This is a genomic window from Embleya scabrispora, from assembly GCF_002024165.1.
GTDB lineage: Bacteria > Actinomycetota > Actinomycetes > Streptomycetales > Streptomycetaceae > Embleya > Embleya scabrispora_A.
In genome coordinates this window covers 544,959-563,721 of record NZ_MWQN01000004.1, presented here as the reverse complement: position 1 = coordinate 563,721, position 18,763 = coordinate 544,959, and the positions used below count along the sequence as shown (strand labels likewise).

General features: G+C 71.8%; 16 protein-coding genes and 1 pseudogene. 10 read left to right on the top strand and 7 right to left on the bottom strand.

Going from position 1 to position 18,763, the window contains the following annotated elements; genetic code table 11:
- Positions 1-38 precede the first annotated feature (38 nt).
- Both B4N89_RS51020 and B4N89_RS42990 read right to left on the bottom strand, forming a co-directional pair.
- A complete protein-coding gene (locus B4N89_RS51020; protein WP_201261164.1) occupies positions 39-362 on the bottom strand; it encodes a hypothetical protein in 324 nt (107 codons plus the stop codon).
- Between the two features lie 679 nt (positions 363-1,041).
- Positions 1,042-2,088: an alpha/beta hydrolase gene (locus tag B4N89_RS42990; RefSeq protein WP_078982050.1), complete on the bottom strand. Its 1,047-nt coding sequence runs from the start codon at positions 2,086-2,088 to the stop codon at positions 1,042-1,044.
- Positions 2,089-2,154: 66 nt separating this feature from the next.
- Here B4N89_RS42990 and B4N89_RS42985 point away from each other — a divergent pair, with 66 nt between their 5' ends.
- Complete coding sequence (locus tag B4N89_RS42985) at positions 2,155-2,709, top strand: MarR family winged helix-turn-helix transcriptional regulator (protein ID WP_235619323.1); 555 nt, start codon at positions 2,155-2,157, stop codon at positions 2,707-2,709.
- 67 nt (positions 2,710-2,776) lie between these two features.
- On the opposite strand, the gene B4N89_RS42980 is transcribed toward B4N89_RS42985, so the two are convergent.
- Positions 2,777-3,697: a helix-turn-helix transcriptional regulator gene (locus B4N89_RS42980; RefSeq protein ID WP_078982049.1), complete on the bottom strand. Its 921-nt coding sequence runs from the start codon at positions 3,695-3,697 to the stop codon at positions 2,777-2,779.
- A gap of 280 nt (positions 3,698-3,977) precedes the next feature.
- Here B4N89_RS42980 and B4N89_RS42975 point away from each other — a divergent pair, with 280 nt between their 5' ends.
- Both B4N89_RS42975 and B4N89_RS42970 read left to right on the top strand, forming a co-directional pair.
- Positions 3,978-5,000: a zinc-dependent alcohol dehydrogenase family protein gene (locus B4N89_RS42975; RefSeq protein ID WP_078982048.1), complete on the top strand. Its 1,023-nt coding sequence runs from the start codon at positions 3,978-3,980 to the stop codon at positions 4,998-5,000.
- 169 nt (positions 5,001-5,169) lie between these two features.
- On the top strand, positions 5,170-7,131 hold the full coding sequence (locus B4N89_RS42970) for a bifunctional aldolase/short-chain dehydrogenase (protein WP_078982047.1): 1,962 nt from the start codon (positions 5,170-5,172) through the stop codon (positions 7,129-7,131).
- A gap of 192 nt (positions 7,132-7,323) precedes the next feature.
- On the opposite strand, the gene B4N89_RS42965 is transcribed toward B4N89_RS42970, so the two are convergent.
- Complete coding sequence (locus B4N89_RS42965) at positions 7,324-8,046, bottom strand: GntR family transcriptional regulator (protein ID WP_078982397.1); 723 nt, start codon at positions 8,044-8,046, stop codon at positions 7,324-7,326.
- A 114-nt stretch (positions 8,047-8,160) separates the two neighbouring features.
- On the opposite strand from B4N89_RS42965, the gene mtnA reads away from it, so the two are divergent.
- The 6 genes and pseudogenes from mtnA to B4N89_RS53615 all read left to right on the top strand — a co-directional run.
- Positions 8,161-9,216, top strand: coding sequence for an S-methyl-5-thioribose-1-phosphate isomerase (gene mtnA / locus B4N89_RS42960; RefSeq protein WP_078982046.1), 1,056 nt, complete (start codon positions 8,161-8,163; stop codon positions 9,214-9,216).
- Between the two features lie 10 nt (positions 9,217-9,226).
- Positions 9,227-10,369 (top strand): sugar ABC transporter substrate-binding protein, encoded by a 1,143-nt coding sequence (locus B4N89_RS42955; RefSeq protein WP_078982045.1) that lies wholly within the window; start codon positions 9,227-9,229, stop codon positions 10,367-10,369.
- A gap of 34 nt (positions 10,370-10,403) precedes the next feature.
- On the top strand, positions 10,404-12,113 hold the full coding sequence (locus tag B4N89_RS42950) for a sugar ABC transporter ATP-binding protein (RefSeq protein WP_235619322.1): 1,710 nt from the start codon (positions 10,404-10,406) through the stop codon (positions 12,111-12,113).
- A complete protein-coding gene (locus tag B4N89_RS42945) occupies positions 12,110-13,237 on the top strand; it encodes an ABC transporter permease (RefSeq protein ID WP_078982044.1) in 1,128 nt (375 codons plus the stop codon). The genes B4N89_RS42950 and B4N89_RS42945 overlap by 4 nt, the downstream gene beginning before the upstream one ends.
- Positions 13,230-14,450 (top strand): S-methyl-5-thioribose kinase, encoded by a 1,221-nt coding sequence (mtnK, locus tag B4N89_RS42940; protein WP_078982043.1) that lies wholly within the window; start codon positions 13,230-13,232, stop codon positions 14,448-14,450. The genes B4N89_RS42945 and mtnK overlap by 8 nt, the downstream gene beginning before the upstream one ends.
- Positions 14,447-14,896 (top strand): annotated as a pseudogene (locus B4N89_RS53615) (class II aldolase/adducin family protein); the annotation flags it as partial. The gene mtnK and the pseudogene B4N89_RS53615, both read left to right, overlap by 4 nt.
- A gap of 97 nt (positions 14,897-14,993) precedes the next feature.
- Here B4N89_RS53615 and B4N89_RS42930 read toward each other — a convergent pair.
- Both B4N89_RS42930 and B4N89_RS50360 read right to left on the bottom strand, forming a co-directional pair.
- Positions 14,994-15,995 carry an acyl-CoA thioester hydrolase/BAAT C-terminal domain-containing protein gene (locus B4N89_RS42930; protein ID WP_235619321.1) on the bottom strand — a complete coding sequence of 334 codons (1,002 nt, stop codon included), beginning with the start codon at positions 15,993-15,995 and terminating at the stop codon, positions 14,994-14,996.
- 131 nt (positions 15,996-16,126) lie between these two features.
- Positions 16,127-16,597, bottom strand: a complete 471-nt coding sequence (locus B4N89_RS50360; protein WP_268812606.1) for a DUF4232 domain-containing protein — start codon at positions 16,595-16,597, stop codon at positions 16,127-16,129.
- Between the two features lie 299 nt (positions 16,598-16,896).
- Between B4N89_RS50360 and B4N89_RS42920 the strand changes: the two genes are divergently transcribed.
- A complete protein-coding gene (locus B4N89_RS42920; RefSeq protein ID WP_078982041.1) occupies positions 16,897-18,015 on the top strand; it encodes an FAD-dependent oxidoreductase in 1,119 nt (372 codons plus the stop codon).
- Between the two features lie 170 nt (positions 18,016-18,185).
- On the opposite strand, the gene B4N89_RS42915 is transcribed toward B4N89_RS42920, so the two are convergent.
- A complete protein-coding gene (locus B4N89_RS42915) occupies positions 18,186-18,707 on the bottom strand; it encodes an EF-hand domain-containing protein (protein WP_268812605.1) in 522 nt (173 codons plus the stop codon).
- Positions 18,708-18,763: the final 56 nt, after the last annotated feature.

Sequence of the window (18,763 nt, the reverse complement as noted above, 5' to 3'; positions counted from 1 at the left end):
CGACACGGATGCTCGGGGGGAGCGGGTGTGGGGGCGGTTCACTCGAACGCGGTATGCGGCGGTGTCGGCGGGCTCTCGCGTTCCGGGGCGAGGGCGCGCGCCTGGTTCTCGTGTCCGCGGACCTGGGTGTGGCGGTCGGTGCTCGCGATGACGACGCAGGGGTGGCCGTGGTCGGTGTTCTCGGTGTCGATGTGCAGTTCACCCTCGGTGCCGACGACGAGTCTCGGGGAGCCGGTGAGCACCGCGTTCCAGGTGAACGGGTAGTCGGTGTCGGCCGCGGGCCAGTCGTGCAGACAAACGTCCACGTCGACGTGGCCCCGACCCGGCATGTCGAGGTAGCCGTGGACCGCGAGAACGTCCATTCCCCCAGTGTGCCCCCAGGCTCCGACCGCGGGCCCGGGGCACCGGCGGACGCACCAAATCCGGGGCGCGGGCTCGGTGCCTTCGGCGGCCTCGGAGCGTATGCGAGGCGGACCCGGGCGGAATATCGCCCCGGGTGACGGGGGTAGGCGTATGAGTGTGCCGGCCGCGCAGGTGGCCGGTGGCCGCGCGATCCGGTATCGGTCCATCCCCGGTCCGGCGATCGGAGCGCGTGTGCGGAGGAAGCGTCGGCGGTCGGCGGGAATGGGAGCTTCACGCCGACCCCCGACCTCCGCCCCCCGGGCCCGGTCCGGGCGGCTGCGCGCGGCGGTAGTTGCTCCTGCGGAGTGAAATTCGGCGATATCGACGTCTCTCCCCGCGCCGTGCGGCCGGAAGGCGCGGCGCGGTGGTGTCAGCGGGGTGGGAGCCGGGTTCCGACGATGACGTCGAGTTCTGCCGCGAGGCGCGGTGCGTGGCTCCGCCGCGACGTGCGCACTGCCCGGGGCGCGCTCGACGCTGACGAGCCTGGTTCCGGGAGGCGCGCCGGAGGCCGACCAGGCCGGGCCGACGCCGTATCCGGTCCCGGTCTCGCCGATGCGGTGCGCGGCTCCGGCGGCCAACACCCGCGACAGGCGGCCCTGTTCGGGCCTACAGGAGAACGGCAATCCGTGCGCGGCGCGGCTACGACGAGGTGGCCGCGGACGGGCGGTCGGTGATGCGGTGTGCCAGCCAGGCCAGGGCGGGCGGCATGCGGTGTTCGACGGCGTGGTGGCCGCCTTCGAACAGCTCGAAGTGCACGATCTCGTCCGGGACTTGGATGTCGGTGAGGGCGTCGCGGAAGGCCAGTGCGCCGAGGTCGAGGAACCATTCGTCGCGGGTGCCGGCGTCGATCCGGATGCCGCGCTGTGCGCGGAGGGCGCCGGCGTGCGCGGGGGCCATGCGTACCGGGTCCCAGGCCAGCCAGCGTTGCCACTCACTCTCGCGCAGAGCCCCGGTGCGGGGGTCGAACGGCAGGGTGGGGGAGCCGTCGGGGCCGGGGGAGAAGCAGGCGGAGACGCCGAGGATCTCCAGGAGGTTCAGGTCTTCTTCCCTGGTGAAGGCGACGCGTGAGCGGAAGTCGTCCCACCAGCGGAGGATGTCGCCCCCGTAGGGCCTGAGCTGGCGGGCCGCGGTGAGGAAGTGTGGGTGGTATTGGGCCTCGGACAGCGAGTCGCCGGAGTGGGTGGCGAAGGCGCCGAACAGGTCCGGGCGGAGCATCGAGGTGATCGCGGCGCCGAGTCCGCCGCTGGACTTGCCCGCGATGGCCCGGTGGTCGCGCTCGGGCAGCGTGCGGTAGCGGGCGTCGACGTACGGCACGATCTCCTCGCACAGGTAGGAGTGGTAGCGACCGGTGCCGGGCGAGTCGATGAACTGGCTGCCGCCGTACGTGGTCCAGGCGTCCACGAAGACCAGCACCATCCCGGGTGCCTCGCCGAGCGCGAAGATCTCGTCGATCAGCTCGGGGACCGGCTTGCGAAACGCCGTGCGGTTGCCCCAGACCGGGAGTGTCCCCGCGTAGCCGAGGAGGAGATATGTGACGGGGTAGCGGCGTTGGGGCGCGTCGTCGTAGTCGGGTGGGGTGTAGACCCACAGCGGGCGTCGGGTCGGGTCGCCGAGGGGGTTGCCGCGCAGCAGCACACTGTCGACGACGTGTTCGTCGATGCGGCCGGCGAGGGTGAAGGTGGACATGGGTTCGGACAGTACTACGATTTCAAAATATCTGAAGTCATAATTTCTGGAGGGTAGGGTGGCCCCGTGACAGCACGGCATGCGGCGGCGGAATCGGCGCGGAAACCAGACTCGATCGACCGGCACATCCTCCGATGGGAGCGTGAAGTCCCGGGCCTGGAACGGGAATTGGAGGGCGCCGTCACCCGCATGCAGATGCTCGTGCGACACCTGCAGCGGGAGAAGGAGGCCGCCCTGGCGCGGCACGGCCTGAAGTTGTGGGAGTACGAGATCCTGTGGCGCCTGCGTTCGGCGGGCGGGCCGTACCGTATGGCGCCCACCCGCCTGGCCCGAGGGCTCGGCGTGCATCCGGCGACCCTGACCAGCCGCCTCGACCGCCTGCAGGCGGCGGGCCTGATCACGCGGGAGCACGCGGCCGAGGATCGCCGCAGTCTTCTCGTCGGCCTGACCCCACGGGGCGCCGAGACGTGGGCGGCGGTGATCGACGACCAGCGGCAGGCCGAGGCCGGCCTGCTGGCGCCCCTGACCGGGAAGCAGTTGGGCGACCTGGCCGCCCTCCTGCGCGTCGTGGCCCTCGCCGTCGAGGAGGACGGCCCGCCCCTCATGCCGGACCTCGACTGAATCGCCATCGAAGCGGGGACGGCGGTCGCTGTCCGACAGCGTGCCGTACCAAGTCCGCAGGCGGGGCTCAGGGTTGTGGTCGGGCGCCGGTGTGTGGGGTGGTCGGTGGTGTGTCGGCGCCGGGTCCGCAAGGGGTGCTGTCGGTGGTCCAGGAGGCGAGGAGGCGAAGGCCTTCGTCGGCGGGGGAGCCCGGTTCGGCGGTGTAGATGGTGAGGGTGAGACCGGGCTCGGCGGCCATGTCGAGGCTCTGGTAGGCGAGGGTGACGTCGCCGACGACGCGGTGGTGGAAACGTTTTTCGCCGGTGCCGTGCCGGCGGACGTTGTGGGAACCCCAGCGGGTGCGGAAGTCGTCGCTGCGGGTGGACAGTTCGCCGACCAGGTCGTGCAGGCTCCGGTCGTGCGGGTCACGGCCGGCCTCGGTGCGCAGGATGGCGACGGTGGTGTCGGCCACGAGATCCCAGTCGGGAAAGAAGCGGCGCCCGGCGGGGTCGAGGAAGATGAAGCGGGCGAGGTTGGGCGGGTGTCCGCCGCCGGCGTAGATGTCGGCGTAGAAGGCGCGGCCGAGCGCGTTCGCGGCGAGCAGGTCCATGCGGCCGTTGCGGACGAACGCGAGGCCTCCGGTGACGGCGTCCAGGGTCCACCGCAGGCTCGGGTGCGGCCGCCACGACCGGGTCGCGCGGCGCCGGGGCCGGCCGAGGGCGTCGGCGCCGGTGGCGGTGTGGGCCAGGTTGAGCAGGTGCGCACGTTCCGCGTCGTCCAGTCGGAGCGCTCGTGCGACGGCCTCGAGGACGGCGGGTGAGACGCCGGCGAGGTTGCCGCGCTCCAGCTTGGCGTAGTACTCGACGCTGACGTCCGCGAGGGCGGCGACCTCGCTTCGGCGCAGGCCCGACACCCGGCGTCGGCCGCCGGAGGGAAGTCCGGCCTGTTCCGGGGTGATCCTGCCGCGCCGCGAGGTCAAAAACTCGCGGACTTCGTCATGGTTGTCCACCTCTCGACCGTACGTCCTCACCGCGCGGCGAGGGATGTACTGCCGGTACACCCCACACCGGTGACTCCCTGCGGCGCGCGGAATCGGGTTGTCTCGAGGACGTGGCGCCGCCGGGCCGCGCCGTGAAAGCGGTCGGGCGGGCGCCGCCGGCGCGCATGCGGGTGATACCGGAACGACACCGCGTGCGCGGCGGGTCCGTTCCCCCGGGCCGTCCTTCAATGGCCGGCGGGTCGGTATCCGATCCGCCGGTATGTGACCAGCGAGCCAAGGAGTACTCCCCATGCGTGGTGTCGTGATGCATGCCCCCGGCGACGTCCGGGTCGAAGAGCGCGAGGAGCCGGCGATCGTCCGCCCGACCGATGCGGTGATCCGACTGGCGGCTACGTGCGTATGCGGGTCGGACCTGTGGCCGTATCGCGGACTCGAGACCGTCGACGGCCCGGCCCCGATGGGGCACGAGTACGCCGGCGTCGTCGAGGAGGTCGGCGGCGCGGTCACCTCGGTTCGGCCGGGGCAGTTCGTGGTGGGGTCGTTCTTCGCCTCGGACAACACCTGCGAGATCTGCCGCGCGGGCTACCAGTCCTCGTGCGTCCACCGCGAATCGCTCGGCGCGCTCGGCTCCCAGGCGGAGCGGCTGCGCGTGCCGCTGGCGGACGGCACTTTGGTGGCCACCCCCGGCATGCCCGACGACACGCTGGTTCCGAGCCTGCTGGCGGCGTCCGACGTGCTCGGCACCGGCTGGTTCGGCGCGGTCGCCGCGCAGGCCGGGCCGGGCCGGACGGTCGCGGTGGTCGGCGACGGCGCGGTCGGGTTGATGGCGGTGCTCGCCGCGAAGCAACTCGGCGCCGAGCGGATCATCGCGATGAGCCGCCACGAGTCCCGACAGAAGCTCGCCATCGAGTACGGGGCGACCGACATCGTCACCGAACGCGGCGACGAGGGCGTCGCGCGCATCCGGGAGTCGACCGACGGCCTCGGCGCGCACTCCGTGATCGAGGCGGTCGGTACCCAGGAGTCGATGATGCAGGCCATCGGCGCGACGCGGCCGGGAGGACACATCGGCTGCGTCGGGGTCTCCCACGACGTGTCCCTCGACGGTCGGCACCTGTTCTTCTCCCACGTGCACCTGCACGGCGGTCCGGCCCCGGTACGGCAATACCTGCCGGAGCTGATCGACCTGATCTGGAACGGCCGCATCGACCCCGGCAAGGTCTTCGACCTCACGCTGCCCCTCGACCGGGCCGCCGAGGCATACCGCGCCATGGACGAACGCCGCGCCATCAAGGCCCTGCTCCGCGTCTGACCACCCCGACCGAGCCGGCCGTCGGGCGGGCGGTGGTTGCCCGGCCGTCCCGGCGCCGCGCGGACCGGACGCCCGACCCGCGTATTGACCGCGGGCACGGCAGCTCCTAGGTTGTCAGACAAATTGGCTCGGTTGGTCTGATGAATAAGAGGACGAGGACGGTGCACCCATGCGCAATCGATGGTCCGACGCGGACGCCGGCGACGGTCCCCTGGGGCAGTGCGCCTACGGTTCACGGCTGATCGGCGGCGAACCCACACTCGTGCTGCACGGCGGCGGCAACACCTCCGTCAAGGCCGAGATCGCCGATGTCACCGGCGCGCCGGTCGAGGTGCTCTACGTCAAGGGCAGCGGCCACGACCTGGCCTCGATCGGCCCCGAGGGATTCGCCCCGCTGCGCCTGGCCCGACTGCGCGAACTGCTCACCGTCACCGCGCTCAGCGATGCCCAGATGGTCAACGAACTGCGCTGCGCGCTGCTCGACGCCGCCGCCCCCGACCCCTCCGTCGAGGCGCTGCTGCACGCGATGTTGCCGCACCGCGCGGTACAGCACAGCCACGCCGACGCGATCCTGACCCTGACCAACCTCGCCGACGGCGAGGCGGTCATCCGGGACGTGTTCGGCGACGACGTCGCGATCGTCCCGTACGTGATGCCCGGCTTCGACCTCGCCGTGCGCTGCGCCGAGGTGTGGCGCGACCAGGCACACGCCGGGACCATCGGCCTCGTCCTGCTCAACCACGGCCTGTTCACGTTCGGCGACGACACCCGCGAGGCGTACGAACGCCACCTGGACCTGATCACCCGCGCCGAGCGCCGACTGGCCGAACACGCCGACGCCGCGCCCGCGCCGGCCCGCGCGCCGGCCCGCCCGACGAGCGTCGAACTCGCCCTGCTGCGCCGGGAGATCAGCGAGGCCGCGGGCCGGCCGATGATCGTCGCCCGGCACGCCGACGAGGACACGGCCAGGTTCGTCGCACGGGCCGACCTGGCCGAGGTCGCGACCAGGGGCCCGGCAACCCCCGACCACGTCATCCGCACCAAGCGGGTGCCGCTGGTGGGCCGCGACGTGGCCGGCTACGCCGACCGCTACCGGGAGTACTTCGAACGCCATCACCGGCGTCGCGGCACCGAGTTGAAGCCGCTGGACCCGGCACCGAGGATCGTCCTGGACCCCGACCTGGGCATGCTCACGGTCGGCGGCAGCGCGAAGGACACCGACGTCGCCCGCGACATCTACCGGCACACGATGGACGTGATCACCGTCGGCGAACGCCTCGGCGGCTACCGGCCCGCGTCCGAAGAGCACATCTTCGACCTCGAATACTGGGACCTGGAGCAGGCCAAGCTGCGCCGCGCCGGGGCGCCGCAGGTGTTCGCCGGCGAGGTCGCGCTGGTCACCGGGGCCGCGTCGGGCATCGGCCGGGCGTGCGCACGCGCCCTGGCGGCGGCCGGCGCGAGCGTCGTCGGCTGGGACCTCGACGCCGGCGTCACGCAGACCCTCCCCGGGGCCGGATACCTCGGGCAGGTCGTGGACGTCACCGACCGCGCCGCCGTGGAGAGCGCGCTGCGGGCCGCCGTCGAGCGGTTCGGCGGCCTCGACATGGTGGTCGCGAGCGCGGGCGTGTTCAAGGCGAGTGCGCCGATCTCGGCGCTGGACGCGGACGCGTGGCGCACCTCGATGGCGGTCAACGTGGACTCCGTCGCCGTACTGTTCCGCGAGGCCCACCCGCTGCTCGCGCTCGCGCCGCGCGGCGGCCGGGTGGTGGTGATCGCGTCCCGCAACGTGCCCGCGCCCGGACCGGGCGCGGCCGCGTACTCGGCGTCCAAGGCGGCCGTCACGCAGCTTTCCAGAGTGGCCGCGCTGGAATGGGCCGCGGACGGCATCAGGGTCAACGTGGTGCACCCCGACGCGGTCTTCGACACCGGCCTGTGGACCGACGAGATCCTGGCCGAGCGCGCCGCCGACTACGGCATGACGGTCGAGGAGTACAAGCGGCGCAACCTGCTGCGTACCGAGGTGAGCAGCGCCACCGTGGCGCAGGCGGTCACCCGGCTGTGCTCCGACGACTTCGCCGCGACCACGGGCGCGCAGATCCCCGTGGACGGGGGCAGCGAACGGGTCGTGTGAGCGTCTGCCGGGCCCGGGAACGGGCACGGTAGGGGTGGTTGGGGCGGGTACGCGCGGAACTCCCCGCGCGTGCCCGCTCGTTGCAGTGCGCCAAGCGCCAAGCGCCAAGCGCCAAGCGCCAGGCGCCAGGCGCCAAGCGCCAAGCGCCAAGCGCCTGCGGGCTTGCGCGGTGGGGCCGGGGGCGCCGCGCGGTCAGGCCGTGCGTACCAACTGGAACTCGTAGGAGCCCTCGACGAAGTACGTCTTGCAGTACGCGAGCAGCCGGTGGTCGTCGTCGTAGTGCAACTGGTCGAGCAGCACGAACAGTCGGTGCTTGGCCGCGTCCGGCCCCCACGCGATGTGCGCCGACGAGACCGCGTGCACCTTCGCGAGGCCGAGCGTCGGATGGATGCCCAACTCGGTTTCGAAATAGGCGAACAAGGACCCGCTCAGCTCCTCCGGATCGAACGCGGCCGGCAGCAGGCCGCGCGGGATCACGTCGTAGGAGTAGGCGACCACGTCGCCGTCGGCGGTCACCCGGCGGCGCAGTTCCAGCGCCTCGGTGTCGGACGGAACACCCATCCGTTCGGCCTCGTCGGGCAGCACCTGGCGGAGCGTGCGCCGCCCGTACTCGTGCCCGGGTTCCTTGCCGCTGCGCCGGATCGACTCGGTGATCGAGCCCATGCGCTCCAGGCCGTCGCGTACCGCGGGGCGGGTGCGCACGAACGTGCCCGCGCCCTGCTGCGTGCGGATCAGGCCGAGCACGTCGAGTTCCTTGAGCGCGGTGCGCACCGTGGCCCGCGAGACCCCGAACCGCCTGCACAGATCGGCCTCGGTCGGCAACCGCGCCCCCGCGGGATGGACGCCGTCGCGGATCTCGATCTTGAGTTCCCGAACGATGTCGTCGGCCAGCGGCCGCCGTGTCTGGGTCGCCATGTCGGACATCTTGACACGCTTCGAATTGTCTGACAACTTCGGCGCACTCGGATCATGAGGACGACCCCCGGAGGCATCGACGGGTCGTCCCGCGTAGAGAGGGAGACGCGGCGGATGCGCACGATCGACTGGATTCCCGCCGACGACGCCGAGCGGGAACCCGGCAGGGGATTCATCAGGCTGGTCGACCAAACCCTGCTGCCCGACAGCCTCGTCGAACTCGACATCCACGACCTCGACGTCCTGGTGGACGCGATCCAACGACTGGCGGTACGCGGAGCCCCCGCGCTCGGCGTGGCCGGCGCCCTGGGCGTCGCGCTCGCCGCGCAGAGCCTGCCGGCCGACCAGGCCCGGCAGGCGATCGCCGAACTGCGCGAGGCCCGGCCCACGGCGGTCAACCTCGCCTACGGCGTGGACACCGCGCTCGCCGCCTTGGAACAGGGCGGCCCGCTCGCCGCCCTGGACGCCGCGCTGCGGGTACGGGACGCGGACATCGCGGCCTGCGTCGCGATGGCCGAACGTGGTACCGACGCGCTGGCGCGGCTGATTCCGGACCGGGCCGCGCTGACCGTACTGACCATTTGCAACACCGGCGCGCTCGCCGCCGTCGAGCACGGCACGGCGCTCGGCGTGGTGGCGAAGCTGCACCGCGAGGGCCGACTCGTGCGCGCCATCGCGTGCGAGACGCGCCCGCTGCTCCAGGGTGCGCGCCTGACCGCGTGGGAACTGGGCCGCATGGGCGCGGCGTACGACGTGATCGTGGACTCGGCCGCGGCGATCACGCTGGCCCGAGGCGGCATCGACGCGGTCCTCGTGGGGGCCGACCGGATCGCCGCCAACGGCGACACCGCGAACAAGATCGGCACGTTCGCGGTGGCCTTGGCCGCGGCCCGGGCCGGGGTGCCGTTCCTCGTGGTCGCTCCCGAGACCACCATCGACCGGGACACCCCGAACGGCGACGCGATCGAGATCGAGGATCGCGGCGGCGCCGAGGTCCGCCTGTTCCGCGGTGTACGGGTGACCCCGCCCGACGCCACCGCCCTCAACCCCGCCTTCGATGTGACACCCGCCGATCTGATCACGGCGATCGTCACCGACGCGCGCGTCATCGACGTCGCCGCGGGCGACACCCCTGCGGCCCGGCCGGTCGCGGCCGAGACCACCGAGTGAGGAGAACACCATGAGATCCAAGGCCATTCGCGTGATCGGGGCCGCCGCCGTCGGAATGTCCCTGCTCGCCGCATGCTCCCAGAGCACCGACGACAACAAGGCGGAGCCCGGCGCGTCCGGCGCCGCCGGCGGCGCGGGGAACTGCGCGACGCAGCGCACCGTCGACAACGCGCGCAAACTGCCCGAGGCCAAGCCCACCGGGCTGAAGGGCGACTTCAAGGTGGCGCTCGTCCGCCAATCCGGCGTCGGCGACTACTTCGAGCAGTGGGGCGACGGCGCGACCAAGCAGATCAAGGCCGCCGGTGGCAGCGTCACCGTCTACGACGCGCGCGGCAACAACGCGACCCAGGTCAGCCAACTCGACCAGGCGATCAACGCCAAGCCCGACGTGATCATCGTGGACCACGGCCTCGCCGACTCGGTCAACCCCAAGATCGACGACGCGATCGCCAAGGGGATCCCGGTCGTCGTCTACGACGTGGCGATCTCCAACTGCAAGGCCACCTACATCTCGCAGGACGACGCCTCGATCGCCGACAAGATCCTCGGCTACATGAAGCAGGACAACCCCTCGGGCGGCAAGCTCGCCTACGTCAACGTGTCCGGCATCGCGCCGCTCGACTCCCGCGACAAGGTGTACCAGCAGTTCCTCAAGGACAACCCGACGTTCACCCAGAAGGCGCGCTTCGGCAAGTACACCGAGTCGGTGGCCGCCGACACCGCGACCGAGGGCACCGCGGCGCTGTCCGCCGCCCCGGACACCACGCTCGCGTTCGCGGCCTACGACGAACTGGCCAAGGGCACGCTGATCGCGCTGCGCCAGAACGGCATGACGAACAAGGTGAAGGTCTACGGCGTGGACGTCTCCACCGCCGACATCCAGCTGATGACCGAGGCCGGCAGTCCGTGGCGGGCCACCGCCGCCACCGACCCGGCGAACGTGGGCGCGGTCGTGGCCCGGGCCTCGATCGCGGCGGCCGGGAAGGTCGACCTGCCGCAGAAGATGACCATCCCCGCGACCTTGATCACCCAGGACACGCTCAAGGCGAACGGGGTGACGAACATGGACACGCTGCGCAAGGCGCTGCCCGAACTGGCCACCCCGGACGTGCTCGGGGCGCCGTGGATCACCCCGATCCGGCCGGGCGCCTGACCCACCCTCGGTCGAAACCGGAAAGGAGGCACCCGTGCGGCCCCGACAGGACGACGGACACGACGACGGGCGTTTCGACGCACAGGACGATCGACGCGACGACCGACGCGACGAGCGAAACGACCGACGCGAGGACGGAAACGACCGACGCGAAGACCGCCGAGACCGCAGCCGGGACACCGTCCTCGAAGTGCGGGACATCTCGAAGAGCTACGGCCCGAACCGGGTGCTGCGCGGGGTCGGCCTCCGTATCGGCGCGGGGGACATCTACGGCCTGATGGGCGCCAACGGCGCGGGCAAGTCCACGCTCATCAAGATCCTTTCGGGCGCGGAGTCCCCGGACGGCGGCGAAATCCTGCGCGACGGCGAGGTGGTGGTCTTCCCCGACCCGCTCGCCGCCCAGCGCAGCGGCATCGGCACCGTGCATCAGAACCCCAACGACGGGGTGATCCTCGACATGACCGTCGCGGAGAACCTCGCCCTGGACCGGCTCGGCGACCGATCCTCGCCCATCCTGTTCAGCCGGCGCCGGACCGAGGCCCAGGCCGTCGAGGTCGCGGCCACCCTGGGCCTGCGCTTCGACCGGCAGACGTTGCGCTCGCCGGTGCGCGACGTGGGCGTCTCCGAGCGGCAACTCCTGGTCCTGGCGCGGGCGTTGTCCCGCAAGCCGAGGCTGCTGATCCTGGACGAACCCACCTCGGCGTTGTCCGCGGAGGAGAGCGCGCGCCTGTTCGACCTGGTGCGCGCGCTCGCCGCGGACGGCATGACCGTCCTGTTCGTCACCCACAAACTCGCCGAGATCGACCAACTGTGCGACCGCGTCGGCGTCCTGCGCGACGGGGCCATGCAGGGCGAGTTCGAGCCCATACCCGGGCGGGGCTTCGACTGGACGACCGTACTGACCGCCCTGTTCGACCGCACCCCCGCCGAGTCCGAGCGCGCCGAACTCCCGCCGGGAGAGCCGGTATTGTCGCTCGAAGGAGTTCGCCTGCGAGAGGACGACCCGCACCCCCTCGACCTCGAACTGCACCGCGGCCATGTCACCGTGCTGCTCGGTCTGCTCGGCAGCGGCAAGACCGAACTGCTCGAATGGATCTTCGGTGCCACGTCGATCGGCGCGGGCCGGCGAACCCTGGACGGTCGCCCCTTCGACCCGGGGTATCCGGGCGCCGCGATCAAACGCGGCGTCTACCTCGTCCCCGAATCCCGCCACGAACAGGCGATCATCCCCGGCTGGCCGATCCGCTCCCAACTCACCCTGCCCTTCGCCGGCATGTTCACCCGGGGCACCCTGATGCGCACCGGCGCCGAACGCCGGGCCACCGCGACGATGATGCGCGACCTCGGCGTGGTGGCCGCCGGACCCGACGCGCCGATCGAGACCCTGTCCGGGGGAAACCAGCAGAAGGTGGTCATCGGCCGCTGGCTGCTCGGCGAACCGCGGGTACTGCTGCTCGACGAACCGTTCCGCGGCGTCGACATCAACGCCCGCCACGACATCGGCGCCACCGTGCGCGAACTCGCCGCGACCGCCGCGGTTTTGGTCGCCACCTCCGACGTGGACGAGGCCCTCGAGGTCGGCGACCGCATCGTGGTGCTCGACCGGGGCCGGATCACCGCCGACCTCGCCCTGGGCGACGCCGGCCGCGAACGCCTCATCACGGCGATGAGCGTACGCCGTACCCCGTCACTCCCGCCCTCGGAGGCAGCGCCGAGCGCGGCCGGAAAGGAAAGCCACGCATGAATCTGCGCGACTCGACATCGACCGCGCGGCGGACCCCACTTCCGGCCGCGCTCGGCGACTTCGTGGTGCGCTACGGGATCATCCTCGTGGGCGTCACGCTCTACATCGCGTTCTCCGCCACCACGACGGGCTTCGGCACCTGGGACAACACGGTGTCGATCCTGCAGATCCAGGCGGTCGCGGCGATCGCCGCGCTCGGGATGACGCTGACCGCCATCGTCGGCGACCTCGACCTGTCGGTCGGCGCGGTCACCGGCCTGTCGGTCACGGTGGCCGCCGAGGCGATGATCCACTACGAACTCACCGGCCCGAGCGCGATCGTGATCTGCCTCCTGGTCGGCCTGCTCGTCGGATGCGTCAATGCCACCCTCGTCGTCTTCCTGAACATCCCGCCGCTGCTCGCCACCCTCGGCACCATGTTCACCATCCAGGGCCTCAAACGCTGGCTCGTCGACGGCCAGACCCTGACCACCGGGATGAAGCTCGGCGACGGCACCGTGGTCAAGGGCAGGTTCACCGACGACTTCACCGCCATCGACGGCGACAAGCTCTTCGGCATCCCCTACTCCGTCTACCTCTTCCTCGTCATCGCCCTGCTGCTGTGGGTCTTCCTGCAACGCACCCGCCACGGGCGGGTGTTCTACGCCGTCGGCGGCAACGAGGAGGCCGCGCGCCTGGCCGGCACCCGGGTCAAGCGCTACAAGTTCGCGGCCTACGCCATCTCCGGCGTACTCGCCGCCACCGCCGGCATCATCCTCGCCTCGCGTCTGCGGCAGGGCGACGTCACCGCGGGCGACTCGTCGCTGCTCGACGCGGTCGCCATGACCCTGGTCGGCTACGCGGTTCTGGGCGCCAAGAAGCCCAACGCGCTCGGCACGTTCGTCGGCGCGGTGTTCATCGGGCTGATCCTCCAGGGCCTCACCATGCGCGGACTGCCCTACTACACGCAGGACTTGATCAAGGGGCTCGTGCTCATCTTCGCCCTGCTGATGTCCTTCTCGCTGCGCCGCGGCCGGCGCCGCCGGGCCGCGGCGGCGACACCCGCCTCCGCCGACCCGAACCCCGGCAGCGGCCCCGAAGTCCCCACCACCGCACCGGCGATCGCGGAGCGCACCCATGGCTGACCGGATCCTGACCTCCGCCGAGGTCCCCGCCTACATCGCCGCACGCGCCACGCTGCGCGAGCTGATCGACCCGACGACGCTCACCGTCGCCGAGGTCGGCGACGGCAACCTCAACCTCGTCTTCGTCTGCGCCGACGCCGCGGGCCGACGGCTGGTGCTGAAGCAGGCGCTGCCGTACGTGCGCCTCGTCGGCCCGGAATGGCCGATGACCGAACAGCGTGCGGTGCGGGAGGCCGCCGCCCTGCGGATCCACGGCGCACTGTCCGAACACGTCTGCGGTCTCCTCGACTTCGACCCCGAGGGGTACGTGCTCGCGCTCGAAGACCTGTCCGATCACGAGGTGTTCCGCACCCGGCTCAATGCCGGGGGAGCACACGAGGGCGTCGCCGAGCGACTCGCCGAATACCTCGCCGACGTCGCGTTCGGCACCTCGGTCCACAGCCTCACCGAGGCCGAGTTCCGAACCCGCGCCGCCGCCGCGATCAATCCGGAACTCTGCGAGATCACCGAGGATCTCGTGTTCACCGAGCCCTTCCTGGGCGCCGAACGCAACTCGGTACGCCCGGCCCTCGACGCGCCCTACGCCGAACTGCGGGCCGACCGGGCGTGGTCGGCGGCCGCGATGGCGATGAAACACACGTTCCTCACCACGCAGGAAACCCTGCTGCACGGCGACCTGCACACCGGCAGCGTCTTCGTTCGCGGCGACGCGCGGGACGGCGACCTGTCGGTGCGGGCGTTCGACCCCGAGTTCGCGTGCTACGGGCCGATCGGGTTCGACCTCGGCATGTTGTGGGCCAACCTGCTCTTCGCGGGCGCCCGGGCCGCCGCGCTGGGCGAACAGGACCGCGCGGAGGCGCTGTTCGGGACGCTCGCGACGAGCTGGGACGGGTTCACCGCGCGGTTGCGCGGGCACTGGCCGGGGCGGCGCGCGCCGGAGCGCTACCCCGACTCCTACCTCGACGGGCGGCTGCCGGCCATCCTCGCGGACGCGTTCGGCTTCGCGGGCTGCGAGGCGGCCCGCCGTACCGTGGGATTGGCCAAGGTGAGCGACCTGGAGACGCTGGACGACGATCGGTACGCCGTCGTCGGCGCCGCGATGTTGCGGCTGTCCCGGACCCTGCTCGTGGACCGCGCCACGCTGACCCCGGCGCGCGTCGCCGAAGCCGCGTCCGCCCTGGTGGTCGGCGGCGAGGGACGCGGGCCCCGATGACGGCGGAGCACATCCTCGCGGCCCTGGTCGACGCCGGCCGGCAGTGCGTGGACAGCGGCCTCGTCCTGGCGAGCGGCGGCAACCTGTCCGCCCGGCTGCCCGGCACCGACACCTTCGCGGTGACGGCTGCCGGCAGTCGGCTCGACCGGCTGACCGAACGGGACTTCGCGATCGTGCGCCTCGACGGCGAGCCGCGCACGGACACGGGTTCGGCGCCGCCGTCCAGCGAGTGGCGCCTGCACCAACACACCTACTTGGCCCGACCCGACGTCGAGGCGGTGGTGCACGTACACCCCGAATACGCGGTGCTCGTCGACGCCATGGGCGAGCGCATCCGCCAACTCACCCTCGACCACATCGCGTACGCCCCCGTGATCAGCCGTGTGCCGTTCCACCCCAACGGCTCCCCGGAACTGGCCGAGGCCACAGCGACCGCAAGCCGCCACAGCGACTGCGTGATCCTGGCCCACCACGGCTGCTCCACGGTGGGCACATCCCCCAGGACGCGCTACGCAAGGCCCAAAACCTGGAAAGCGCGGCCCGCTACACGTACCGCCTACTCACCCTCGGCGACCAAACCACCGAATTCCCCCGCCTCGCCCGCACTTCCCCGACACCACACCACTGACTGTGTGACGGAGATCGACCAATCCGCTTGGTGCCGGCTTTCCCGGCCGGTGGTCGGCTGCCGAGGATGGTGGCCCGCACGGTCGGCCAGGCGGCTGCGCCGAGTTCGGCGTCCGCTTCGGGGGTGCCGCCGTGGTCGAAGCGGGTGGATGGGGGTGGAGGCACCTCGCCCGGGAATACGGTTCGGTGGCCCGCGTCGGGTCGGGAGATGAGGGCTGCTTCGCGGCCGGTTGCGGCGTAGCGGTCCGCGAGTTCGTGGGCGAAACGCGTCGAGGGCCACATGCGGTCCGCGCCGCCCGCGATCAGGACCAGGTCGGCTGTGGTCCTGTCCACGGGGATGGTCGCGGCGGCGAGCCGGTCCGGGTGTGCCGCCAGGCTGCGTTCGTACCAGCCGAGCACGGACACCGGCGCGCCTTCCGGCTCCGTCGGCTGCCAGGATTCGTCGTAGGGGACGAAGGGCAGCGGCCGCCCCTGCCAGGTCCAACCGGAGCGACAGGGGCGCTCGCGACGGTTCCGGCCGGAGCCGACAGCGGCCCAGACGACCGACGTCGGGGCGAGCGCGATCACGGCGTCGGCGCAGTCCGAGACGGTGGACACCAGCAGCGCCGCCTCGGCGCCCTTGGACACGCCGAGAACACCGACGCGCTCCGAGCCGCGCTCACGCAGCAACGCGATCGCGGCGACGAAGGTCTCCAGCGCGACCTCGCGAATGCCCGACGGCTGCCCGGGCCCGCCGAACCACCGGATCGACATCGCGGTCGCCCCGGCGCGGGCGAAGAGCCGACACCGCTCGCGCTCGATCCGTCCGCTCGAACCGGACAACACCAGAACACCCGCCGCCGCGGGACCACCGATCGGCTCCGCCAGGAAGCCCTCCCAGGGGACGGCCGACTCGTACTCCACGATCCCGGCGGCCAAGGCACCCCCGACTCCACACCCACGGCTCGGACTTCGACGGCACGAGCCTACCGGCGAGTCGATCCTTGGCGGCGACTCGCCTCGGCCCGGATTCGTGGAGATGCCGGTCACGGTGTGGGGGAGGCGATGGATCAGCCGGGGGTGTGCCAGGGGCCGACGCCCAGGCGTCCGGTGTTGCCGAGGTCGATTCCGCCCGGGACCGCTATCTGTTGGCGGGCTTGTCCGGGTAGCGGCTCGACATCGAGGTAGAGGGCGTTTTGGCCGGAACCCACCGCCTGTGTGACGGTGTTGCGCCATACGACCACCGAGACCGCCCGCTCGCCGGGGCGCAGCGTCACCGGTTGCGGCTCGGCCTGGAGGCTCTCCATCGTGGTGATCGACGCCGCCCCCGGATCGATGTCGACCCCGATCTCGGCTCGGTCGGCGTCCAGGACCCAAAGGCCCGGATATCCGGTGACGCCGCGGGGCGTATCGCCGCAGTTGACCATCGTCAGGGTCATCGCCCGCAGCCCCATCGCCGCGTCGGGCTCCTCACCCGTGACCCGCACACCGGACTCCGGACAACCGGCGGGCGGGGCCGGGGCGGTCGGCGCCGTCGGCATGCTTCGGGACGTGGGTGCGGGCGGCGTGCCGCCGCCTGCCCGGGCTGTCGGCAGGGACGTCGATCCGCCTCCGCCGGCGTTTGCGGTCGACCCCGACTTGTCCCCGCACCCGCCCACACCCATCACCACCGCCGACACGAGCAGGCCGTAACTCCACGCCCGTCGGCCACGCCACGCTGTGATCACTCGGCGATCATCCCATGTCGCCTTCCGGGGGGCGGGGCGGCGGTTCCGGCCGGGTCCACACGGTCACGCTCCCATGTTGCGATGCACTGTAGCGAGCAATACAGTGTATCGACATGAGACACCGAATCGCCGTAGTCGGGTGCGGCCCCGCCGGTCTTACCTTCGCCCGCGTCCTGCACCGCCATGACCACCCCGTCACCCTCCTCGAACGTGATCCCGCCCCCGACGCGCGTCCCCCGGGCGGCACGCTGGACCTGCGTGAGGGGATGGGCCAACTCGCGCTGGACAGGGCCGGGTTGCTGGCCGAGTTCCGCGCGTTGTCTCGTCCCGAGGGGCAGGCCATGCGCATCCTGGACCCGGACGGGGCCGTCGTGCGCGACTGGCGACCGCGGCCGGACGACCGGGCCAATCCCGAGATCGACCGCGGGCAACTCCGCGACCTGCTGCTCGGCCCTCTCGACGTCCGGTGGGGGAGCGGTGTGGCGGAGGTGGTGCCGGGGACCCGGGACGGCGTACTGGTGCGTTTCGCGGACGGGCGACAGGAGACGTTCGACCTCGTGGTCGGCGCGGACGGTGCCTGGTCCCGGGTCCGCCCGGCGGTCTCGTCGGTGACGCCGCACTACACCGGCGTCACCATGGTCGAGACCTCCCTGGACGACGTCGACACCCGCCACCCCGACCTGGCCCGGATGATCGGCGACGGCTCCATGGCCGTGTACGGCGTGAACCGAGGTCTGGTCGCCCAACGCAACAGCGGTGGCCACGTCAAGGTGTACGCGCAGTTCCGCACGCCGCCGGACCGGCACGCGCACCAGGAACCGGCCGACGCCGAGGCCGCGCGATCAAGCCTGTTGGCCCTGTTCGACGGTTGGGCCCCTCCCGTACTCGACCTGCTCCGCCACGGCACCCATTTCGCCCACCGCCCGCTGTACGTCCTGCCCGAGTCGCATACCTGGACCCACGTCGGCGGGGTGACGCTCCTGGGCGACGCCGCCCATCTGATGCCGCCCTTGGGGGCGGGCGCGAACCTGGCGATGTTGGACGGCGCCGAACTCGCCGAGTCCATCGCCGCCGGCTCCGGGGACATGGACGAGGCCGTGCGCGCGTTCGAGGAACGGATGTGGGCACGGGCCGCCCGGTGGGCCAGGATCACGGCGGCCGGCCTGGACCGCCTCGTGAGCCCGAATCCGGCCGACGCCGTCGCCCTCTTCGACGAGGTCCAGTCATCCTGACCACCGAACGCGAGGGTGGTGGCAGTCCCGCGCATCCGTCGATCGGAGCACGGGCAAAAGCCGGAAGCGGCACGAGCGGCCCCGACTACGCCGGAGCCGAACCCGCCTGTGTTCGGCCCGGCGGCCGTCGGGGATCGTGCCGCTGCGGGTCGACGACTTCGCCGGCGGGATCAGGAACGGTCCGGCACCGGCTGTGCGACGCCGTAGGCCGCCGCCATGGGGGACTCCGCGTTGGTCACGAAGCTTCGAATGCCCGCCAAGTAGGCGTCGCGGTCGACCAGTCCGTCGCGGTCGGTGTCCAGGGCGTCGAATGCCGCGGCGGCGTCGGTTTCCGCGTTGCCCCCCGCCGTACGCAAGCGGAGGAATTCGGCCCGCTCCAGGCGTCCGTCCGCGTCGGCGTCGGCGATGTCGAACAGGGAACCCAGTGCGGATCGGCAATAGCGTTCGAACGCGTCGTGCCCGACCCACGTGCGGTATTCCTCGAATGTCACGCGCCCGTCGCGGTCGGCGTCCATGTCCCGGAAGACCGCATCGTGAGCGGTCCACGACGCGGCGACGGTCGGATGGTCGGCGTCGCGGCCGACAGCGGAGGCGACGCGGTCCACCCGTGAGAGGTATTCCTCGTGGGTGATGACGCCGTCGCCGTCGACGTCCAACATGGCGAAGATGCGGTGCTGCGGTGAATCGGACACTGCGTTTCCTCCAGGGTGCTCCGCGATTTTGCAACCGCAAGATACCCCGAAGATTC

Coding starts and splice junctions, on each gene's coding strand:
- B4N89_RS42970 (WP_078982047.1), top strand. CDS start 5,170: ATGCGCAATCGATGGTCCGACGCGGACGCCGGCGACGGTCCCCTGGGG.
- B4N89_RS42945 (WP_078982044.1), top strand. CDS start 12,110: ATGAATCTGCGCGACTCGACATCGACCGCGCGGCGGACCCCACTTCCG.
- B4N89_RS42990 (WP_078982050.1), bottom strand. CDS start 2,088: ATGTCCACCTTCACCCTCGCCGGCCGCATCGACGAACACGTCGTCGAC.
- mtnA (WP_078982046.1), top strand. CDS start 8,161: ATGCGCACGATCGACTGGATTCCCGCCGACGACGCCGAGCGGGAACCC.
- B4N89_RS50360 (WP_268812606.1), bottom strand. CDS start 16,597: ATGCCGACGGCGCCGACCGCCCCGGCCCCGCCCGCCGGTTGTCCGGAG.
- B4N89_RS42955 (WP_078982045.1), top strand. CDS start 9,227: ATGAGATCCAAGGCCATTCGCGTGATCGGGGCCGCCGCCGTCGGAATG.
- B4N89_RS42975 (WP_078982048.1), top strand. CDS start 3,978: ATGCGTGGTGTCGTGATGCATGCCCCCGGCGACGTCCGGGTCGAAGAG.
- B4N89_RS42965 (WP_078982397.1), bottom strand. CDS start 8,046: ATGGCGACCCAGACACGGCGGCCGCTGGCCGACGACATCGTTCGGGAA.
- B4N89_RS42920 (WP_078982041.1), top strand. CDS start 16,897: ATGAGACACCGAATCGCCGTAGTCGGGTGCGGCCCCGCCGGTCTTACC.
- B4N89_RS51020 (WP_201261164.1), bottom strand. CDS start 362: ATGGACGTTCTCGCGGTCCACGGCTACCTCGACATGCCGGGTCGGGGC.
- mtnK (WP_078982043.1), top strand. CDS start 13,230: ATGGCTGACCGGATCCTGACCTCCGCCGAGGTCCCCGCCTACATCGCC.